We start from the raw sequence: 22,471 nt of genomic DNA, 5'->3' as shown, positions 1-22,471 counted from the left end.
CCCTATGGCTATAGCAGACTCCATGCCATCAATTAGCCCAAACAAAACACTTATTTAAGTATATGATTTATATATCATTTATCAACAAACCTCACATTGAATGATGGTGACACCAGGAAGCGGCTGTTGCCTGCGCAACAAATGGCTCGAGAGGGTGTTGATTACCCAGCAATGAGTAAAAATAGAAGGACTAAAAAAAGAAAAGGTATGCTACGCCCTGCCCCATTAAAGAGGGATTTAATCAGGGCATAACATACACAGAGATTGCAGCAATTTACTGATGTCAGCTTAATTGCTGCGGGGAGATAGTCAGGCCAGGTGTTGACGGAAAAACTGCACCGTCCTTCCCCAGGCTAACTTTGCAGCTTCCGCGTCGTATCGCGGCGTTGTATCGTTATTGAAACCATGCTGGACATCAGGGTAAATAAATGTCTGATAATTCACTTTTGCGGCTTTTAGTGCGGCCTCATATTTAGGCCAACCAGCATTGATGCGTTCATCCTGACCTGCATAATGCAGCAATAAAGGCGCCTTGATTTTGGCGACTTCTTCATCAGCAGGCTGCCCACCATAGAAAGGGACTGCTGCCCCAAGATCGGAGACTTTAGTCGCCAGAAAATTGGAAATACCGCCGCCATAACAAAAGCCGACCACCCCGACTTTGCCATTACCTTGCGGCAGTTTTTTTAGTGCAGCCGCTGAGGCAATAAAATCTTCACGGCTTTTAGCCTGGTCCAGCTTCTGGAAAAGTTCACGCGCCTTGTCTTCATCGCCAGGATATCCACCGAGCGGAAATAAGGCATCAGGGGCAAATGCGATAAAGCCATCCACAGCCAAACGGCGCGCGATATCTTCAATATGCGGGTTCAAGCCGCGGTTTTCATGCACAACCAGCACAGTCGGCAACTTGCCTTTGGCATTGGCTGGCGTGACCAGATAGCCGCGCACTTTGCCGTAACCATTCGGCGAATCAATTTCAATGTACTCTGCCTTGATCCGCACATCAGACTCTTCGACTTGCTTGGCCTGGGCAAATTTGGGCGTCAAAGTCGCCAGCAGGCCGCTCGCAGTCACCCCAGCAACTGTATATTTACCAGCCTGGTTCAGAAAGTCACGCCGACTGATATCCCCGTGCACAAACTTGTCAAACAGCCCCAATACTTCCGGATGAAAATCCTTCGCTGTTTTTTGCGTCATTCAAATTCTCCGTAATGTCTGTGATCAATGGTTATTTAGCGCGGCCAAGGAAGCCTTGCGCCAGCAATGGGATACGATAAGCGGCGCCACGGCCAACTACCACCAGGGTTTTCTTGTCCTTGCCGGCAAAAGCCAGATTCTGTGGTTTGTTAGGCAAAGCAATAATACCCAGCTTCTCACCTTTGGCAGAAAATACCTCTACACCGGAGTTGGTAGCCACATAGACACGGTTTTCAGCGTCAATCGCAATACCATCTGCACCACTGGCAAACTCACCTGCCGGGTTTTTCTGGTAACCATCCAGCTTGGCGAAATCACGCTTGTTGGATAATGAGCCATCAGCCTTAATGTCGTAGGCGATCAGGTATTGGTTGGCAGTATCGGCCACGTACAATACTTTTTCATCTGTGCTCAACTGTACACCGTTAGGACGCTTGAGGTCATTGATAACACGGGTAGTTTTCCCATAAGGCGTGATGTAGTACACCGCAGGGCGGGCTGCTTCCGCATCTTTTTCTTCAGGCTTGGGTATCACACCGATGTCAGTGAAGTAAATGCCGCCTTTTTTGTCCAGCACCAAATCATTCGGACGCTGGAAAGGTTTGCCCTCAAAGTTGTTAGACAGCACTTTTTCATGGCCGGCCGGATAAACGATACCTACTTGCGGTTTCAGGTTTTGCACCGAGATCAGGTCACCCTTTGGTGTAAATGCCAGGCCATTAGAACCGTTACTGTTCTGCAGGAAAATCGAAACACCACGGTCTTCTTTTAATTGTGTAATGCGGTTGGCGCGAGTCTCAGTAAAGATAGCCGAACCGTCAGGCAAAGTGATAGGACCTTCAGTGCCTTCAAAACCTTCATAAAGAAACTCGTATTTCGTGCCTTTGGCGACTACGCCTGGAATATCGGCATTTACTTCATACTTCGGCGCTGGCGGTGTAATGCGGGTCAGTGCACCCCCCTGTGCTTCGTAATCCTGCACGCCAATCGCACCCACTACTTTGTAGCCTTTCCCAATCAGCAAATCAGCAGCTGCATGGGCTCGACCGGCATGGTTGGAAATAGTAGCGATCTGTTTATCTTTAGGGATGTAATCCAGGTACTGTTCAAGTTCTTTGGACTGGATGTTCAGGTATACAGGAAAGCCGCCAATCTTGATCAGCTCATCAGGGCGACGTAGATCGATCAGCACGTAGTCGCTAGGTTTGGCAAGGATGGCATCCACATCCGCTTTATCCAGTTTTTTTGAGATAGGTGGTTTTTTCGCTTCTTGTGTATTGGCGGGTGCAGTATTTGTTGCGCCAGTGTTACTTACACCGCCGGCATAAGATAACGTTGCCGCAGAAAGAAATAGTGAAGCCACTACCAGGTGAATTTTTTTCATTGTAATCCTTTTATAGGTCTAACAGAGTGATGCAATACATGCATAGCCGTGACCATGACATGCGATATCGGCCATTACTATTGCAACCTGCGTGCCAGCTTTTGAAGTGTGGGATGACTAGCTTCAGGCCTGGAGTTTTTCTATCTAATCAATTGATCTGAAAAGGAATTTTATAAAATGAAAATGGCACGTTAATCACGTGCCATTCAAAGGGATTTACCAGGCTGTTTACTATGCAACAGTTGCCGTATCAGCATGTTGCATTAGAAACAATCATTAGTCTTAAAAGTTGTAGCGCAAACCTACGCGTAATGTGCGTGGTTCCAGCGGATGAACCAGACGTCCATCAATGCCCTGTCCACCGCCGCAACCTGCCCCATCCTGACGCGAGCAGGCGCCGCCCCAATACTCGATGTCATTTGCCTTGCGATTCAATAGATTAAGGATGCTGGCAGACAGTTGCCAGTGTGGGTTGAATTGATAGTCCAGCCTGGCGTTTGCTGTCAAAAATGAAGATGATGTTTGCGTACCGGTTTCTTCCAATGCATAAGAACCGATATAACGTACCCTGATGCCGCCGGACCAATGGCTGCCATCATCATAGTTAGCCGCCAGCGATGCACTTACCGGGATAGCGTTAGGCACATGACGGCCACCATTTTCTTCACGGTCAAACCTGGCTTTTGATAACGCCAGATCGGCATCCAGGAAGAAATAATCTGACAAAGTCAGATGGTTAGTCCACTCACCCCCGTAACGATGTGAACTACCGCGTGGTTCAGTGATTCCTTCGTCGCCAACAAACACCAATTCGGAAGCAGATTTTACCTGCCACACTGCCAATGCTGTTTGCCATCCTTCAAATGGTGCTGCACGCAGCCCTATTTCACCGCCTGTACTTTTGGCGAGTAATGGCACCCGCTCGGCTGGCAAGCCATCAACTGCATTATTGGTGATGACGGCACCACGGATATCATTACTATGGAAACCGCGGCCCCAGTTAGCATAAAATTCAAGTTGATTGAATGGTGCGATCGCTAAACCCAACTTAGGGCTAACCTGATGTGCAGTCTCACTGCCGCCATTCGCCAGGTTGAATTGGCCGCCACGGGCATTTACATCGGCAGAAATGGTGTCATACCGTAAGCCGACATTGGTGCGCAGCCAGGATAACCAAGGCGTTTTCAGTTCAGTATAAAGAGCGCTGCCGGTCTGGTTAACCTTATTTTGACTGACGGTATTGGTACGCACACGATTGACCGTGTCATACAAACCCAGAGCTCCGATGCGGTCATGGCGCAACTGCGCACCGGCAATCACTTCGGTATTAAACGAGCCCACAGGTAATAACCAATGCTTTTCGGCCTGGCCGCCAAACAGAATTCTGTGATCTTCCTGCTCATGCTGGTCGCCATCAGGGCTGTTGATATAACCTGATGGCGCACTGAACAGGTTTAAGCCATAGTCGATCACCCAGGCATTGATTTTCCTTGAAGAACGCTCATCACTCTGGTTCCATTCACCTGACAAACTGATGCGATGAGTTTTGCCGCCATCATTGGGAACCAAGGTACCAAAACGGCCAATCTCGCCACTATCAATGGCCCGTTGGGGCACATGCTCGCTGGCTACCCAGGTGCTTTTATAGGCCATGGCAGTAATGGTGTAACCGTCACTGGCTGTCCCTTCACTGATACTGCCATGCAGATTGACCTTGTTCAGGTTTTGCGACTGGTCCCACGGGCCATCATACCCAACCAGTTCAGCAGCACCCAACAGCTGGCGGCCGTTCCACTCAGCACTTCCGGCTGTCAAAAAACGCTGGTACTGGTATTCGCCAACGGTCAATGCTGCGAAAGGCGTTTTGAGCGAGCGTTTGTACTGGATACGCGCCGAACCAGTGGTATTAAAATCTCCATCTTCAGCGGCATATGGGCCTTTCTGGTAACGCAGGCCTCCTATCAGTTCCGGAATCAGGAAATTAAGGTCCATATATCCCTGGCCGTGAGCATGGCTGACCATATTGATAGGCATACCGTTCACATAAGTAGCAAAGTCACTGCCATGATCCAGATTAAAGCCGCGCAGGAAATACTGGTTGGCTTTGCCATCGCCCGAATGCTGAGTGACGATCAAACCAGGCACAGTTTCCAGCACTTCACCGGGGCGCAAGAATGGCCGGTGCGCCAATTGTTTTTCAGTCACTTTGCCATCTGAAGCAGAATCCGCAACCCCAATCAATGCATGGATTTCGGCTCTGACTTCAATGGCCGGTAATGTATCTTTGGCTTCAGCATTTACGGAAGTTGTCCATGCGGTCGCCAATAGTGCCATCAACCAGCACCAGCCATTATTCTTCTTATACATCTAAATCCCTTATTTATTTCGTTAAGACAAAAGCGACTATGATAATAATGGATAGGGGGCTTCCCTATCAGGGGATTGGGATAGCAGGAGTTGTGCCAAACATGGTTGTCAATAAAATCAATCAGTTAGCAGAATGAATACGGACATGTGTTGTTGCAATCTGCACAGTTTTGTAGCAGATGTATGATTTACAAGAGCAGGACTGGTAGGCAGGAGTTACTTGAGATAGGTTTTGAGCACATTGATCACTTCATCCAGGTCTTCCTGATGATTGTGCCCAGCTTCATCGCTTTGGTGCGCATGTCCCAAATGCTCGCGGATATGTCCTTCCAATGCTTCTGACATCAAACCGTCAATTGCGCCGCGTACTGAAGCTACCTGGTGCAGAAAATTAGCGCATGCCACCCCGTTATATAGTGACTTTTCCAGCGCATCGATTTGACCTTTGATTCGGTTAATGCGCAGGCCAAGTTTTTTATTATTTTCCGTGATGTGAGACATGGTGTTCCTTAAAAATAATGCCGGGGGCAGAATAACTGGCTCCCGGCACTGATGGTCAAGTCGAGAGAATTAGCTTGAATACTTGATTGAGCAACCATAAGGCTTGGTGCTGGCGTGCGGCACTTTCTTGCCATCGGCCAATGCTGCCCATACTTCGCGCACGTAGTTATTTGCTTTTGGCAGATCTTCCACTTTGGCAGTTGGAATGTCATCGATGCCGCCTTTGTAGACCAGGATGCCTTTAGGGTCAACAATGTAAATGTGCGGTGTCGTCTGTGCGCCGTAAGCCTGGCCAATTTTTCCATCCGCATCCAGCACCACATAAGCAGGTTTTGCGCTTCTGGATTCATTCAGTTTGGTGGCTTCTGCACCACTCACATGGCCTTGTTTACCTTCTGCGGATGAGTTTACTTGTACCCATACAATATTCTTAGCGGCTGCGTCTTTTTGCAGTTGTGGAATATTACCACTTTCATAGTGTTTTTTTACAAACGGGCATTCGTGGTTGGTCCACTCCAGCACCACTGTTTTGCCTTTCAGCGAATCCAGGCTGAGCTTACCGCCATCTGCTGTGGTGCCAGTGAATGTCGGTGCCGGTTTATCTATAATGGCTTCTGCAGAGACTGACTGGCTGAATACGCCAATCGCCAAACCGATCAAGGTATGAGTAAAAATTTGCTTAATTTGCATGATAGCTCCTGGGTTGTATAAAAGTTGTGGTTAATTAAGGTTGGATATGGGAAAGCACACTGGCTGGCGTCAGAATCTGTGGCAGCTCAATCGGCTTACCGGCATGTCCCGCGGGATAAAACACGTACAAGGGCACACCACTACGCCCGAACTTAGTCAGAATTTTGGTGATTTCGGCATCTTTGTTGGTCCAGTCACCTTTTAAATACGTAATTCCCTGTTGTTCGAATGCCTCTACGACTTCCGGCTGGCTAAGCGCGACCTTTTCATTGACCAGGCAACTGATGCACCAAGCCGCAGTAAAATTCAGGAACACCGGTTTGCCTTCTGCCAGCAGGGACTCAAGTTTTTCGGCCGAATACGGCTGCCAATGCTGTTTTGTGGAGGCGACCTGCTTGCCAGGTAATGTCTCTGGTGTGGTTTCGGCCAGCAAAGTGACCAGCCCGATAGCAAGTCCCACCACCAGCACTACGCCAGCATTTGCAAATTTAAGCCTGGTGGATGAAGCACCCCTGCTGATGGAATAGATCCATGCCGCCAATGCAATCAATACAAAACCACTGAGGACTAGCACCACCGCCAGCTCGCCTTGCTGCTGGGCTAGCACCCACACCAGCCACACGGCGGCTGCATACATGGGGAATGCAAAAAACTGCTTGGTGTATTCCATCCATATACCCGGTTTTGGCAATACTTTTTGCAGGCCAGGCCAACTGGTGAGCAGCAGATAAGGAAATGCCAGGCCCAGACCTAGACTGATAAAAATCACTATCAATTCAGGTGTTGGGCGCGCCAGCGCAAACCCTAAGGCAGCGGCCATAAATGGCGCAGTACAAGGTGTCGCCACCACAGTGGCGAGTACACCAGTAAAGAAACTGCCCCAATAACCAGGCTTATCCGCCAGATGACTGCCTACGCCACTGATACCGCCACCAATGGTAAACACGCCGGATAAATTCAAGCCGACAGTAAACATCAGGTAAGCCATCAGGAACACAAACCATGGTGACTGGAACTGGAAGCCCCAGCCCACCTGTGCCCCACCCGCTTTTAACAACACCAGAACCAGGGCTAGCGCAACGAAGCTGACAACCACACCAAGGGTATAAACAAGCCCTTGCCTGATCAGCTCACCGCGACCGAGACTGGAATGCGAGATGAGAGAAAGTGCTTTGATAGACAGTACCGGAAACACACAAGGCATCAGGTTGAGGACCATGCCGCCTGCGAACGCCAGAAAAATCGCCAGCAACAGGCTGTCAGTGCCTGTTTCAGCGGGATTGGATTCAGTCATGGTTTGCAGTTTGGGATTCAGTAAATAACCGCTGGTTTCAATGCTCTGCCCCTTTGCAATTAACACGCCTTCCAGTGCTTCGCCGGGTTGCAGCGGCATATCTCCGGCATGCAATTCTATGGCGATGCCAGTAGCGGTTTTTGTAACTACCTGCTCATGGCTTTGGGCAATCTTTCCCCATTCGTAAGGGTAGAACCAGATATCCTTCACTGCTGCATCAGCCAGTTCGGGCGCATCTACCAGTAATGTCAATGAACCATCACTGCCTTGCAAACGGACAGGCCAGCTTACTTTGGCAGGCTGTCTTTCCAATGCCAGATCGATATCGGGGGCAGCAGTTTTCTGCCCTTGGCCAGCGGCTACCACTGGCAAATCCAGCGATAAAACAACTTGCTGTGGAATACACTCTTCCTTGCACACCAGCCAGTCGACCACCGCCTGCACTTTCAGCGGTTTGCCAGGTTTTAAATCGACTGGCAATTTCAACGGCGTGGGTAATGTCACGCTATTTTCATAGCCGTAATTCACAATCGGGCCCATTTTGAAACGATCCGGCAATGGCCAGACCACATCACCCGCCTCTACTGGCTGGGAAAATTTCCAGCCTATGGTAGTCACCGTTCCGGAGTCCCCAGGGTTACGCCAATAGGTATGCCAGTGAGGCAGAATATCGAGTTTGATCCCCAAAATAATTTGCTCACCTGGCGCAATGTGGCTATGTGAAGAAATCAAGGTGGCTGTCACCTGCGGTGTGCTGGTCTGATTTGAAGCCGCCATGACAGGCAGGCTTAATCCCATCCAGAGGACCCACAACATCAGGTTTCTGATGGAATAACCTTTAAACATCATTGTGCGAGCCTGTCATGGATTTTCTGTAAACCGGCAATGGCGCAAGGCTCATCCGTACGGCCACCACCTACACCAATCGCGCCGATAATTTCGTCACCAACCTTAATCAGGATACCGCCGGGACGACCATTGATATTGGGGTTAGCAGCGACAGCATCAGCAAATGCCTTATCTGTTTTTGCCTGCTCGAACAAAGCGCTGGTGCTTTTCTTGTATTGCAGCGCGGTCTGCGCCTTGACTGTGCTGGAACTGACGCCACGTGGTGAAGTGCCATCTGCTGCCAGCAAAGCTTTTAACACGCCTGCAGAATCGACCACACTGGCAGCAACAGTTTGCGCTCCATCTGCGGCACAGGCTTCAACGGCAACTTTTGCTGCTTCAACCGCCAGCGTAAGTGATGGCCCTTTGGCGGCAGGCACCCTGGCAGGCGTATTGGCTGGAGGTGAGGGAGGATCTTCAGCCATCACCGGATTCGCCAGACCTGCGTACAACAAAACCAGAAAAACACTTACTGATAATTTTTTCATAACATTCTTTCTAAGTCTTATAAATGCTTTAGCGTCACCTCTCTTTGAGAAAGCGACGCAGCATATCTGGCTAAATAATTAGGTAGTCATCCATTTACATCCTGGCGCGGAAAGCAATGCCAAGTGTGCGTCCATAACCTGGTTGTTCACTGATAGGGGCAGATGAACTATATGTACTTGCTCCAGTAACGTAGTATTTATCAAACAGGTTTCTAGCTATCAGAGTAAACTCCCATTTGTCACTAGCACTCCCTATACCTACACCGCCATCCGTAATATTGTAAGAGTCCTGATAGGTGCTTGCCGCTTGGGTCGCGCCAATATAAGTTCCTGAACGATATGAGTTATTGACGAAGAAATGCGCGCGATAACCTGAACCAAAGAAGTAGTTATAGTCGGCACCGTAGCTCAATGTAACTCGCGGAGCGCCATGTAACTGTCGTCCTGAGAAATCGACTAACCTTGGAGTTTGTACATCTGTTGTAGTGCTATCAAATTCTTTATAGTAAGAATCATTGTAAGCACCACTTAGATTCAAACGAAGATTAGGCGTGGCAGCAAAAGCAGTTGTGAATTCCAGGCCGCGTGCAATGACTTCAGGAATATTCCCCAAATAACCACGGATTGCTTCTGGATCTTGCGTAGTCGGTGCTGGTACGGTGACATTACCCTGATAATCTTTTACCTGCGTGTAATACAAATTGGCATTCAACAATAAACGGTTATCAAACAACAATGTTTTGAAACCAAGTTCAAAATCTAATGCTTTTTCAGGCTTCACATTAAGAGGCCTACCATAGTCAGGACTGCTAGGATCCGCATTAAATTCAACGGCACCCGATTTTTCTCCACGTGCAGCAGACGCATACAACAATGTGGATTCATTCAGTTTATAACTTGGATTAATAAGCCAACCGATGGAGCTATCCCGAATACTTTGACCCTCGCGCCAATCATAAATCCCATTCGGGTTATTAATTGTACCAATAGCCGAACGGTATAACTCTTTGGCTGCGGCCCATGCACGATCATCAGCAGTATTACCGCCTGGGGTTAAGGTCAGGCCATAATCTGCTGCTTTTGAATCATCTGTACCAGCCGCATTGGTAAGACCTTTTCCTGCGCGGTCTAGCTCACGTTTATTACGTCCATCTTTAAACTCCAATGTATTACGTAAACCCAACGTCAAAGTGGCTTTTTCGGTCAAGTGCCAGTTAATTTGACCGAAGGCAGCATAACTCTCGGTGGTTGGATTCAATACATAAGAACGATAGACACCATCTTGCGAATCCCTGAGCAGAGTACGATAGCGCTGTGCCTGCAAAGCTGTCCATTGGTTATTGGTAGCATTAAAAGCACCAGCATCAGCTCCAAAATAACTCGGATCATCTGAATAGACACTGGCATTCAAATAGTACAAACCAACTTGGTAATCGTAAGCCTTATCGCCAACATAATTCAGGCGTAACTCTTGAGAAAACTGACGGTTGCTCAATTGCTGCCCTCCATTGCCGATATCAAATTTGGTATTACCACCATTTTTAATATCGAACTCTTGACCACGATATGCTGTGATGGAGGTCAGGCTGTAGGCATCATTCACATTCCAGTTAGCCTGTACTGAAATACCACCTTGATCAGTACGTTGTGGACGTGCCTGAGAGTCTTGAATATTATTGCCATTGCCGATAACTGGTTGAAAACGCGACCCATCAGGATTATTAAAGTAAGGACGACCTAAGCGGGTAGTAAATGTAGTCCCTCTTGTTGGGCCATTTGCAAATGCTATAGGATCCTCAGTTAGCAAAGATTTGTTACCATTCTCCACTGTTTGCGTTCTGTCTAGAATGGTACGGATAGACAAGTTTTCGCTAGGTGTCAGAAGGAATTGTACGCGGCCGCCAATACGATTGGTCTCATTCCATGTTTCGTTACTGGAAGGTCCATTGCTTTGCCAGACGTTATCCAGCATCCCATTCTGTTTGTTAAAAAAGAACGAGGCACGGTACGCCAGCAGGTCATCTACTAACGGCCCTGTGGCAGAGAACTTACCTATCATCTGATCATACTCGCCCACACGGCCCTCTACGTTATAACCGGGTGTAAAACTAGGGGCTTTAGTGGTGATATTGATCGCACCCAAAGTAGTGTTTTTACCGAGCAAGGTTCCTTGAGGGCCGCGCAACACTTCAATACGGTCCAGGTCGTTAAAGTCGTTCCATGACTGACCTACATAAGAGCTCACAACACCGTCAACAATGACGCCGACCCCAGGTTCCAAGGTGTCGTTAGCACTGTTTTTACCGATACCACGAATCGAAATACTTGTCTGGCGTGGATTACTGCCAAACACACCCAGGTTGGGGACTGCTTTGACCAGTTCGTTTATCGTGACGATATTGTCACGATCCAGACGCTTGCCGCCAATCACTTCAACCGGCAGTGGTACATCTTGTGCGATTTCTTCACGCGCACGTGCAGTGACGATCAGCGAATCCAGCACATTTTGTGTAATGCGCTCTTCTTCCTCTGCTTTTGCTGCCTGCTTGGTTTTTGGTGCTGGTGCGGCGTCTGCTGCTGAATCAGCTTCTTCATTACTCACCGCAGTGCTATCTGTTTTTTTTGAATTCAGGCTCTGTTTCAGGCTTTCAAGTTCTTTTTTAAGGCGTTCATTCTCCGCTTGCAAATCAGCTACTGTAGGATCCGCAGCCATTGAAAGGCCTGGGACTACTAGTGTTGCACCAATGGCCAGACTCACTGCAGATTGCAGCACTTTTCTTTTAAATACGATGGCTGTTTTATTATCAACAGCTCTTATTGCTCTTCTGACTTTTAGTACAGTCATTAAGGTCTCCCTGGTTATTTATGCTTATAAACTCAGGGACCGTATTGGCAATTGCTATGCCAATCATTAAGAAACCTTGTTTGAAGTGAAACAAATAAATTTTAATTTATTAAAATCAATGCATTATCGGAAAACTTTAACCAATAAATTAATAAGAAATTATTTCGAATTCTATTTATATTTAAAACAGCTGTTTAAATTTCAACACTTGCCAGAACAGACTGTTGCCATTGAAACAAATCGTCAATTTTCAAAGCACACCTGAAGCTGTTTCTATATCAACAGTTTGTTTTTAAAACTGCTCAGATACAAACAGTATTAACTCAGAACACAAAATATCGCGATTTTGAGATAACCCCCTTTAAAAAATTTGTATATAAAAATCATCATGTTAAAACATGTACTGCATAAATCATCCAATCAGATGGGCGGCAAAACAACATGGCATATTTTCTGCTAATAGTCATCGCTGAAAGCATCACCCTTATTGATGACTAACTTTTTTATCCGGACTTATTTGTCTATTAATTAAAGCAACTGGAATTTAAGCGACACATGCAAGACACCACCATAAAAGTCTGGGACCTTCCACTACGACTTTTTCATTGGCTATTGGTTATTACGGTAGCAGTTTCATATGTGTCGGTGAAAACCGACTGGCTGGACGTGGATATCCACTGGTATGCGGGTCTGTCCATTACTTTCCTGGTGTTATTCCGTTTAAGTTGGGGGATTGTTGGCACACCGACCGCCAGATTTACACAGTTCTTCCCTACCCCGCGCAAGCTGCTGAATTACTTTAAAAGTTCGTGGCAGGGCGTTGGACACACACCAACCGGAGCATTGTCAGTGATTGCGCTCCTGTTATTACTGGCAGGGATGGTTGCGACCGGCGTAATTGCAAGTGATGACATCACGCTGCAAGGTCCGTTAGCCAAATATGCAGATGAAACACTGAGCGACCAGATGTCCGAATTACATGCCCTGCTGTTTAATGTATTGCTGGGCCTGATCGTTTTGCATGTCATCGCTATCGTTTTCTACGGGTTATTCAAAAAAGACAACCTGTTAAAACCAATGATCAATGGGAAAAAGTCCGTGCCCCTTGCCGCCTCATTAACGCTTCCGCCTATCGGTAAAAGGCTGGGATGGCGCTTACTGTTTAGTGTAATCACTGCTGGCGCATTGACCTGGCTGCTGTTCAGCCCGCAAGCGCATACCTTTTTTTACCAGCCCCCGCCTGCCCCAGTTGTGCCTGCTTCACAGCATGCATGGTAACGACAGGCGTTTTTATCATCATTTCAAGGAAAAAATACATGAAAATTCAGACAATCCTGTGCGCGCTTTTGATGTTGCAAGGAGCAGCAGCTTCTGCTGGCCCGATTGAAGATCAGATCAAGTTCCGCCAATCTGCTTACAGTTTTATTGGCTGGAACACCAACAAAATCAAAACCCAGCTCGACAATCCGGATACACTGTCAAAAGAAGAAATAGTTGCCGCGGCGAATGCAATTGCTGCTGCTGCGAATTCGGGACTGGGCGCGTTATATGGCCCTGGCACAGACAAAGGTGAAGGCTGGAAGAAAACCAGATTAAAATCCGAGTTCTTTGAAAAGCCTGAAGAAGCGAAAAAGGCAGCTTTGCAGTTCAACCTGGAAGCAAATGAATTTGCCAAGGTGGCTGGCACTGGCGATGTGGGTCAGATCAAGGCCAAGTTTGGCAAACTGACGCAATCATGCAAATCCTGCCACGATAGCTTCAGGGAAAAAGATGTGAAATAAACACTACTGTTTGTTTCTATTTTGAACATGCACGGCGGCTGGCATTTGTCAGCCGCCGTGCGTATGTATAGCAATTAAACAAACCCCTTAACCGCCTGTAGATGCATGAGCCAGTATGTCTTTTAAAAAACTATTATTCCTAGCTTTATTCAGTGTGATCCTGATCGGGGGTTCCATATGGCTTTGGCGGGCTTATGAAGCACGGAATGGAGTTGTTGCGGATGAAGCAGACCCTGCCGCATCTCATGATGCAGACCATAAAAATGGGGGTAAACATGGGCCGGGCAGTGGTCGCCATCGTGGTGACAAACCTGTGCCAGTGTTGGTGACAGCGGTTGTCAAAGCCGATGTACCTATCATCCATTCGGCCTTGGGCACTGCAATTCCCTCCGCGGTAGTCACAGTTACCAGCCGTGTCAACGGTCAGCTGATACAGGTGGCTTTTAAAGAGGGTGAACTGGTGAAACAAGGGCAATTGCTGGCAAAGATAGACCCGAAACCATTTGAAACGGCGCTGGCACAAATCCAGGGCCAGGCCGTACGCAACCAGGCATTGCTGAAAAACAGCCAGATTGACCTGGAGCGTTTTAAAACGCTGCAATCGCAAGATTCGATTGCGTCACAGCAGGTAGACTCACAGGCTTCACTGGTACAACAATACCAGGGTACGGTACAAGCTGACCACGCCTCGGTGGAGAATGCCAGGCTGCAACTCGGTTATACCAATATTATTGCTCCGGTCAGTGGCCGTATCGGTTTACGCCAGGTAGATAGCGGCAACAATATCACTACCACAAACCCGATTGCAGTTATTAACGCCATCCACCCGATTCATGTGGTGTTTACGCTTCCTGAAGACAAAATCACGCAACTGGTCCAACAGACACATACACCAGGCAGCCATCATAAATTCAAGGTGGAAGCCTGGGACAAAGCAAATAATACCAGGCTGGCCAACGGCTTTTTGACCAGTATTGATAACCAGATTGACACCACTTCTGGCACGCTGAAACTCAAGGCGGAATTTTCCAATGAAGACAATCGCCTGTTTCCCAACCAGTTCATCAATGTCCGCCTGTATAGCGACACCATACGCAATGCCAGTGTGATTCCGGTCAATGCTTTACAGCATGGGCCGGACGGCGCCTTTGTTTACAAGATTGTGCGTGACGAGAAAGGCGACAAGGTCATCCTGCAGCCGGTCACCGTTGGTCACACTACCGGTGAAATTGCAGCCATCACAAATGGTCTCGCTGTAAATGACCAGGTAGTCAGCAGCGGCATAGATAAACTTAAACAGAATGCCAAAGTAAAAATTAAAAACCCGGCCAATGCATTTGACGATAAAGACGAGCCAGGTGCCGAAAAAAAATCCAGGCGTCCTCACGGTGCTGGCTCTCCGGACCAGACACATAAACGCCGTTCGGATGCGCCTGCTTAAGCAGCGCACTGGTTGATGATGAATCCGTCTCGAATTTTTATTTTGCGCCCGGTGGCGACCTCGCTGCTGATGCTGGCCATCTTGCTGGCTGGCATTCTGTCATACAGCCTGTTACCCAAGTCCGCTTTACCGCAAGTTGATTACCCGATCATCCAGGTGGTAACTTTGTACCCTGGCGCTAGTGCTGAAGTAATGGCAATGAATGTCACTTCACCGCTGGAAAGGCAGTTTGGCTCTATGTCCGGCCTGGCTCACATGTCTTCTGCCAGCTCTGGCGGTGCCTCGGTGATCACGCTGCAATTCAGCCTGAAAACCAGCCTGGATGTGGCTGTTCAATCTGTGCAGGCAGCCATGAATGCCGCCAGCAGCTTTTTACCTGCCGACCTGCCAGCGCCACCGATCTATAACAAAGTTAATCCTGCCGATGCACCGGTATTAACACTGGCGGTAACCTCCTCCACTTTGCCGTTACCAAAATTGCGTGATCTTGTGGATACCCGTATGGCGCAGAAAATTGCGCAAGTGAATGGTGTCGGACTGGTCAGTGTCGATGGCGGTCAAAAACCGGCTATCCGCATCCAGGTGAACCAATCCGCTTTAGCCGCCTACGGCCTGGGCTTGAATGACTTGCGTACCCTGATTGATAGCGCCAACTCTAACCAGGCCAAAGGCAATATTGATGGCCCACTACTGGCTTATGAACTGGATGCCAACAGCCAGCTGCGCTCTGCGGAGGAATACCGTCAATTGATTGTTGCTAATGTCAACGACAGGCCGGTAAGGTTAAGCGATGTCGCAGACATCAAAGAAGCACAGGAAGACATGTATCTTGCCGCCTGGGCCAATAAAACCCCGGCTGTACTCGTCAATATCAAGCGCCAGCCGGGTGCCAATGTCATTGAGGTGGTTGAACAGATACAGGCCAGATTGCCCTCATTGACCGCGGGATTACCTGCCGATGTTGAAATCAGGGAGTTAACCAACCGCACCCATACCATCCGTAGCGCACTGCACGATGTGCAGTTTGAGCTGATGCTGGCGGTCGGTTTGGTGGTGATGGTGATTTTCCTGTTCTTGCGCACCGCAGCCGGCACCCTGATTCCCAGCCTGACTGTTCCGCTATCTTTGGTGGGTACCTTTGGTGTCATGTATGCCGCTGGCTTTAGTATCAACAATCTGACATTGATGGCACTCACCATCGCCACCGGTTTTGTGGTGGATGATGCGATTGTGATGATTGAAAACATCGCCCGACACATTGAAGAAGGTGAAAGCCCACTTGAGGCCGCATTGAAAGGTGCCCGCCAGATTGGTTTTACCATTATCTCACTGACATTTTCACTGATTGCGGTACTGATACCATTGCTTTTTATGGGCGACGTGATCGGGCGTCTGTTCCGGGAATTTGCCGTGACACTGGCTGTAGCCATTTTGATTTCAGCGGTGGTGTCATTAACGCTTACTCCTATGCTATGCGCGCGTTTACTCAAGGCCGCCCCACCGCAGCATGATAAGCGCCCAACATTCAGCGATAAGGTGATCGAGATTTACGGTCGTTACCTGAAGATTTCCTTAAATCATCAACCTTGGGTGCTGGCTATTGCAGGGCTATCATTCCTACTGACGGTTGCGCTGGCGATCGTGATTCCAAAAGGTTTGTTTCCGGTACAAGACACCGGTTTTATCCAGGTAATTACCGAAACACCAGGTTCGGATGCTTTCAGGCAAGTCAGCCTGAAGCAACAGCGGGTTGTAGATGAAATCCTGCGTGACCCGGATGTAGACAGCGTGTCATCAGTGGTGGGCATTGATGGCGTGAATACCACCCATAACAGCGGCCGCTTGTTGGTTAACCTCAAACCTTATCCCCTGAGGCAATCATCAGCCACAGCAGTGATCAGCAGATTAAAGCATACCCTGGATGAGAGTTCACCTCTGATCCTGCATATGCAGCCGGTGCAGGATCTGACGCTGTCAGACCGTGTCAGCCGAACCCAGTATCAATACATGCTGACCAGTACCGATCCGGAGGGGTTAGCTCAGATACTGCCGGCGTTTCTTGAAAAACTTCGCCGGTTGCCGCAGTTAACGGACGTCGCCAGCAACCAGCATGACGATGGCTTACGCGCAGCCATTGTCGTGGACAGGGACAATGCCGGCCGTCTTGGCATCACCATGGCGGATGTTGACAATGCTTTATACAGTGCATTCGGCCAACGCATGATTACTACTATTTTCACACAGGCAAATCAATACCGCGTGATCCTGGAAGCGCAGCCCTCCCAAAGCCCGGGGCTGGCTGCGCTGGAACAAGTATTTGTTTCCAGCAGCAACGGTCGGCAAGTGCCACTGGCAAGTATCGCGACTGTAAGCGAAAAACCTGCTTCCCTGGTGATATACCGTGAAGACCAGCTGCCTTCGATTGAAATCGGCTTTAACCTGGCCGCGAACTATGCGCTGGGTGACGCTGTGTCGGCGATTACAAGGGTCAGGCAACAGATGCAATTTCCGGCAACAATCATTACCCGTTTTCAGGGTGCGGCATCGGCATTTATTGCCGCACTGGATAACGAGTTATTTTTAACGCTGGCGGCGATCACTACCATGTACATTGTGCTCGGCATTTTGTACGAAAGTTATATTCATCCCCTAACCATATTGTCAACACTCCCCACTGCAGGCGTAGGTGCTTTGCTGGGCCTGATGGTTACCAATCATCCATTAAGCGTGATCGCGATCATAGGGATTATTCTGCTGATTGGTATTGTGCAGAAAAATGCCATCATGATGATTGATTTTGCACTTGAGGCTGAGCGCGAGCATGGCAAATCCCCTCTGGAAGCCATCTACCAGGCCTGCCTGTTACGCTTCCGGCCTATCCTGATGACTACCCTGGCAGCGCTGTTCAGCGCCGTACCACTTGTTCTGGGCGATGGCCCCGGCTCAGAGTTACGCGCGCCCCTTGGAATTGCGATGATAGGTGGCTTGCTCTTGAGCCAGCTGCTGACCTTATTTACCACACCGGTGGTTTACCTGACTTTTGATCGCCTTGCCAAAACCTGGCAGACAGCAAAGCAGAAAACGGCGAGGCCAACCTGATGGCATGGTTGACCTTGTTCCTGCGACGGCCGATTGCCACCACCTTACTGGCGGTGGTAATCGCGTTGCCGGGGATTGCAGCTTATTTTGCCTTGCCTATCGCGTCCCTCCCGCAAGTTGAAATGCCCAGTATTGATGTATTTGCAAGATTGCCGGGGGCCAGCGCAGAAACCATGGCTTCTGCTGTAGCATCGCCACTGGAACGCTCCCTGGGCAATATCGCCGGTGTCAATGAAATGACATCCAGCAGTTCCAAAGGGCAAACCCGGGTCAGTTTGCAATTTGACCTGGACCGAAATGCAGATGGAGCAGCACGTGATGTGCAGGCAGCCATTAACGCAGCGGTGCCTTTGCTGCCTGCCGGCATGCAAAGCAACCCGACCTGGCGCAAAAGCGGCTCCAACATGATTATGCATATTGCATTGACTTCGGAGCGCTACAGTCGGCGCGAACTGTACGATATTGGCCTGTCACTGGTCGGTCAGCGTATTTCCCAGGTCGATGGTGTAGGCCAGGTGAATGTGAATGGCAGTGCCTTGCGATCGGTGCGCGTTGAAGTTAACCCGCTCACTGCGCATCAATATGGTATTGCCCTGGAGCATATACGCAATGTGATCGCAAATACCAACGCGCATCTGCCGAAAGGCTTTGTTGAAAATGATGACAAGCGCTGGCAGCTTGATGTGAATGACAGTGGCAATAAAGCCGCCGACTTTGAAGATTTAATCGTGGCCTGGCGCAATGGCGCCCCTATCCGCCTGCACGACATTGCCGATGTCAAGGACTCGGTACAAGAGCTACGCAGCACCGGCAGTGTCAATGGCAAGCCAGGGGTAGTGATCTCAGTCAATAATATTCCCGGCACCAATATTGTCGCCACCGTGGATGGCATCAAGGCCTTATTGCCAAAACTGAAACCCTTGCTGCCGCCCGGCATTGAAATGGAAGTGCTGATTGACAGGAGTACCATCGTCAGGAAGTCACTGCAGGAAGTGGAACATACGCTGTTGATTTCTATCGTGCTGGTGATCCTGGTCACTTTCGTGTTTTTACGCAGTGGCCGCGCTGCGCTGATTCCAAGTATCGCCATCCCGGTTTCACTGCTGGGTACCCTCGCAGTGATTTACTTATGTGGTTTCAGCCTGAATAACTTAACGCTGATGGCGCTGATTATTGCCACCGGCTTTATTGTGGATGATGCGATTGTGGTGGTTGAAAACACTATGCGTCATATCGAACATGGATTAAAGCCATTGCAGGCGGCGTTCCAGGCGGTGCATGAAGTATCTTTTACCATTATTGCCATGAGCCTATCGCTGATTGCTGCCTTTATCCCGTTGCTGTTCATGGATGGCGTGATCGGGCGTATTTTCCGCGAATTCTCCATCACCTTGGCCAGTGCAGTGGTACTGTCATTGCTGATTACATTGACGCTTACCCCGGTACTATCCTCACGATTACTGAAATCCGATCCTTCACCCAACAGGCTGTCACACGCGCTGGCGAGCATTTTCGATATTCCGCACCGGGCTTACTACAAGGCATTGCAATGGGCGATCCGCCATTCCGCACTTATCCTGATGCTGTTTTTTGTGGCGATAGGCAGCAATGTCTACCTGTATTCCATCGTGCCCAAAGGCTTCTTCCCGTTACAGGATACCGGCAGGTTGCAAGGTAACTTTGAAGGTGATCAGAACTTGTCGTTCTGGGCGATGCGTGAAAAAGTCGACCAGTTCATGCGCGTGATTGCCAGTGACCCGGATATAGAAACTTATTATGAATACACCGGTGGCTTTGGCGGCGGACAGTCCAATACCGGCATGTTGAATGCTCGCCTTAAACCCAGGAAAGAGCGCGAAGCATCCGCACAGGAGATTGTGGACAGACTACGCCCGCAACTGGACAGGGTAGCCGGTGCTTCGCTTCGTTTACGGCCGCAGCAGGAATTTAATATTGGCGTAAGACCCGGTTCGGCTGAATTTCAATATACCCTGCTCTCCAGCAACATCGAGGATCTGCGTAGATTCTCGCCGCAATTGAGGGATGCACTGACTAAACTGCCGCAACTGACCGATGTGAGCAGTGATGCACAAGATAAGGGTTTACAGGCAAACCTGGTGATAGACCGTGATGCTGCGGCAAGGCTAGGCATTACCCAGCGCCAGATTGATGCTTCATTAAACGATGCCTTCGGCCAACGATTGGTGTCTACCATTTATGAGCCATTGAACCAGTACTTTATTGTGCTGACGCTGGCACCACGGTTTGCAGAAGGACCGGAATCATTAAACCATATTTATTTAAACAGCCTCCAGAACCAGCGTATACCCTTGTCCAGCATCGCGCGCTGGGAGCTGGTCAATACCCCGCTGGCAGTCAATCATGAGGGGCAGTTTGCCGCCGCCACCATTTCCTTCAATATTGCGGAAGGCTATGCACTGGATGCAGCCAGCCAGGCAATTGAAGCAGCTTTTGTATCCCTGGACCCACCCGAAAGCATACATGGATCATTCTCAGGTAAAGCAAAAGCATTTAAAGAATCCATGGATAGCCAGCCCTGGCTGATTTTGACTGCACTAGTCACAATTTATATCGTGTTGGGAATACTTTACGAGAGTCTGATACATCCCATCACGATACTTTCCACCCTGCCCTCGGCCGGGATTGGAGCATTAATGGCTTTATTGCTGTTTGACAGTGAGTTGACGATTATCGCCATGATAGGCATCGTGCTGCTCATCGGCATCGTGATGAAAAACGCCATCATCATGATAGATGCTGCACGCTATATCATCCAGCATCGAGGCACCTCTCCTGATAAAGCAATTGTAGAAGCCTGCATGCAACGCTTCCGGCCGATTTTAATGACTACATTTGCGGCTGTGCTGGGCGCACTGCCCCTGCTTTTTGGCGTAGGCGATGGCGCCGAAATCCGCCAGCCATTAGGTATTTCGATTGTGGGCGGTTTGCTGTTAGGGCAAGTTTTAACCTTATTCACTACCCCGGTCATTTACTTGTATCTGGACAAGCTGAATCAGTTTAGAACAAAAAAAACACAACGAACAACACCTGTTTCAACAAATATCACATCTGTATGAAAAATATCAAATTGAGCTTTCTGGTAATTGCTGGCCTGTTGCTGGAAGGCTGCAGCGTATGGGAAGCCTATACCCGGCCCACAATGGTGATCCCCGAGCAATATAAAGAAGCGAGTGCGTTTGCCGGCTGGAAAGCGGCGACGCCAGGTAGCCCTGCATTGTCGGACAAATGGTGGGATCGCTACCAGGATGCACAGCTCACTCAACTATTACTGTCAGCTAACCAGGCAAATTACTCGATCCTGATTGCTGAAGCCAATTACCGCCAGGGCCTGGCACTGGCGAGAGGCAGCCGCGCCCCCCTGTTGCCGGCAATCAACGGGCAATCAGCCATTATCCGTGGCAATAACAGCAATTCGGGCGCAAGCACTGAGCTTAGTATAGGCATTAGTGCCAGCTGGGAAATCGATTTATGGGGCAGGATACGCAACAGCATATTGGGAGGTGAGGCAAATGCAGAAGCTACTGCAGCGGACCTGGCTGCCGTGAAACTATCCGTACAGTCCGCACTTGCACAAACCTATTTTCAGTTACGCATACTGGATTCGCAAAAATTATTGCTGGATACCACGGCGCAAAGTTTCGAGCGTTCATTGAAACTTACCATTAACCGTTACAACGTCGGATTAGCCTCCCGTACCGAAATCGCCCAGGCCGAAACACAATTACGCAATACCCGGGCGCAAGCAATCGACATCACGGCAGCGCGTGCGCAACTGGAACACGCAATAGCAGTCTTGATAGGAAAAGTCCCGGCCGAGCTTTCGATCCCGTCTAGCCCCTATAAGCAAGTGACTGGTATTGCTTTTCCGATTGCAGAAGCCAGCCTGCCTTCCAGCCTGCTGGAAAGAAGACCGGATATTGCGGCTGCCGAACGCCGCATTGCCTTGGCTAATGCGCAGATCGGCGTTGCACGAGCGGCACTATTCCCGACCCTGAGCCTGGGTGCAGGCCTGAGTTACAGCAACGATACGCTGGGCAACCTGTTATCGCTGCCGAACCGCGTATGGTCGCTAGGCCCGGCATTGGCGGGCCCTATCTTTGACAATCAACTACGTCAATCGCAAACGGATGCAGCGATTGCCCGTTATGACGCCAGCGTTGCCAGCTACAAACAGACAGTTATCAACGGGATACGTGAAGTAGAGGACAATATGGCGTTGCTGCGAATTCTGGAAGCGGAAGCGGTGGAACAGGAAATCGCCGTAAAATTCGCGCGTGAGGCGGTTGAACAAACTGAAAACCGCTATCGAGCGGGTATCAGTGAATACCAGAATGTAGTGATTGTTCAATCGGCATTATTGAATGCAGAGCGCAATTTGCTCACAATTACCGGCCGGAGATTTAATGCTTCTGTGGCACTCATGATTGCATTAGGCGGCGTACATTAGCTAGTTG

14 protein-coding genes are annotated in these 22,471 nt (G+C 49.2%); 6 read left to right on the top strand and 8 right to left on the bottom strand.

Annotation, left to right across the window (positions count from 1 at the left end; translation table 11 throughout):
* Positions 1-309: 309 nt before the first annotated feature.
* From LPA26_RS02610 to LPA26_RS02575, 8 genes are all read right to left on the bottom strand, one after another.
* A complete protein-coding gene (locus LPA26_RS02610) occupies positions 310-1,197 on the bottom strand; it encodes a dienelactone hydrolase family protein (protein WP_229007221.1) in 888 nt (295 codons plus the stop codon).
* Between the two features lie 31 nt (positions 1,198-1,228).
* Complete coding sequence (locus LPA26_RS02605; RefSeq protein WP_229007220.1) at positions 1,229-2,581, bottom strand: SMP-30/gluconolactonase/LRE family protein; 1,353 nt, start codon at positions 2,579-2,581, stop codon at positions 1,229-1,231.
* Between the two features lie 282 nt (positions 2,582-2,863).
* Positions 2,864-4,948, bottom strand: a complete 2,085-nt coding sequence (locus LPA26_RS02600) for a TonB-dependent receptor (RefSeq protein WP_229007219.1) — start codon at positions 4,946-4,948, stop codon at positions 2,864-2,866.
* Between the two features lie 216 nt (positions 4,949-5,164).
* Positions 5,165-5,449, bottom strand: coding sequence for a metal/formaldehyde-sensitive transcriptional repressor (locus LPA26_RS02595; RefSeq protein WP_229007218.1), 285 nt, complete (start codon positions 5,447-5,449; stop codon positions 5,165-5,167).
* A gap of 69 nt (positions 5,450-5,518) precedes the next feature.
* Positions 5,519-6,139: a redoxin domain-containing protein gene (locus LPA26_RS02590; protein WP_229007217.1), complete on the bottom strand. Its 621-nt coding sequence runs from the start codon at positions 6,137-6,139 to the stop codon at positions 5,519-5,521.
* A gap of 34 nt (positions 6,140-6,173) precedes the next feature.
* Entirely contained in the window at positions 6,174-8,282 is a 2,109-nt protein-coding gene (locus LPA26_RS02585) for a protein-disulfide reductase DsbD (protein WP_229007216.1), read from the bottom strand.
* Positions 8,279-8,809: a heme-binding protein gene (locus LPA26_RS02580; RefSeq protein ID WP_229007215.1), complete on the bottom strand. Its 531-nt coding sequence runs from the start codon at positions 8,807-8,809 to the stop codon at positions 8,279-8,281. Before LPA26_RS02580 ends, LPA26_RS02585 begins: the two co-directional genes overlap by 4 nt.
* 94 nt (positions 8,810-8,903) lie before the next feature.
* A complete protein-coding gene (locus LPA26_RS02575) occupies positions 8,904-11,654 on the bottom strand; it encodes a TonB-dependent receptor domain-containing protein (protein ID WP_229007214.1) in 2,751 nt (916 codons plus the stop codon).
* A 555-nt stretch (positions 11,655-12,209) separates the two neighbouring features.
* Here LPA26_RS02575 and LPA26_RS02570 point away from each other — a divergent pair.
* The 6 genes from LPA26_RS02570 (at position 12,210) to LPA26_RS02545 (ending at position 22,464) form a co-directional block, all read left to right on the top strand.
* A complete protein-coding gene (locus tag LPA26_RS02570) occupies positions 12,210-12,932 on the top strand; it encodes a cytochrome b/b6 domain-containing protein (RefSeq protein WP_229007213.1) in 723 nt (240 codons plus the stop codon).
* 38 nt (positions 12,933-12,970) lie between these two features.
* A complete protein-coding gene (locus LPA26_RS02565) occupies positions 12,971-13,435 on the top strand; it encodes a cytochrome c (protein ID WP_229007212.1) in 465 nt (154 codons plus the stop codon).
* A gap of 115 nt (positions 13,436-13,550) precedes the next feature.
* Positions 13,551-14,876, top strand: coding sequence for an efflux RND transporter periplasmic adaptor subunit (locus tag LPA26_RS02560; protein WP_229007211.1), 1,326 nt, complete (start codon positions 13,551-13,553; stop codon positions 14,874-14,876).
* Positions 14,877-14,891: 15 nt separating this feature from the next.
* Complete coding sequence (locus tag LPA26_RS02555; protein ID WP_305080455.1) at positions 14,892-17,975, top strand: efflux RND transporter permease subunit; 3,084 nt, start codon at positions 14,892-14,894, stop codon at positions 17,973-17,975.
* Positions 17,975-21,073, top strand: coding sequence for an efflux RND transporter permease subunit (locus LPA26_RS02550; RefSeq protein WP_229007210.1), 3,099 nt, complete (start codon positions 17,975-17,977; stop codon positions 21,071-21,073). Before LPA26_RS02555 ends, LPA26_RS02550 begins: the two co-directional genes overlap by 1 nt.
* Positions 21,070-22,464, top strand: a complete 1,395-nt coding sequence (locus LPA26_RS02545; RefSeq protein WP_229007209.1) for an efflux transporter outer membrane subunit — start codon at positions 21,070-21,072, stop codon at positions 22,462-22,464. Before LPA26_RS02550 ends, LPA26_RS02545 begins: the two co-directional genes overlap by 4 nt.
* The last annotated feature ends 7 nt before the right edge of the window (positions 22,465-22,471 follow it).

This window comes from Methylophilus sp. Leaf408, assembly GCF_916856905.1.
In the GTDB taxonomy this organism is placed as follows: Bacteria; Pseudomonadota; Gammaproteobacteria; order Burkholderiales; family Methylophilaceae; genus Methylophilus.
The sequence above is the reverse complement of the archived record's forward strand: the minus strand, read 5'-3'. Positions and strand labels throughout refer to the sequence as shown.